The sequence below is a fragment of the Pseudomonas sp. HAR-UPW-AIA-41 genome, assembly GCF_002304225.1.
GTDB lineage: Bacteria > Pseudomonadota > Gammaproteobacteria > Pseudomonadales > Pseudomonadaceae > Aquipseudomonas.
Map to the genome: position 1 here is coordinate 1 of NZ_NSLB01000047.1, position 357 is coordinate 357.

A 357-nucleotide genomic window follows, 5' to 3' on the forward strand; every position below is an offset into this window, starting at 1 on the left:
CCGAAACCCCATGCTGTTTACAAAGGGCTGTAATCGTTGGAAAGTGCGTTTCAAAATTAGGAATCGAGCGAATATCGATATACACACCCTTTCCACTAGCTCGCGCTTTATAAATTTCATAAGCGGTAATATGTCTTGGAGCTAAATCCTTTAATGGATGCACATGTTCCATCAATCGATTTCCATTGTCATCCACGAGAACACCACCAGCACCTCTCACCGCTTCCGATACAAGCCCTTTAGTTTCTCCATTCACATCCGAAACCCCATGCTGTTTACAAAGGGCTGTAATCGTTGGAAAGTGCGTTTCAAAATTAGGAATCGAGCGAATATCGATATACACACCCTTTCCACTAG

Annotated in this window: 1 protein-coding gene; it reads right to left on the reverse strand. The window is 43.1% G+C overall.

What is annotated here, in order from left to right; all coding sequences use genetic code 11:
• Positions 1-343 (reverse strand): FAD-binding protein (locus CK486_RS18010; protein ID WP_218192120.1); only part of this gene is annotated, 343 nt, incomplete at its 3' end.
• Positions 344-357: the final 14 nt, after the last annotated feature.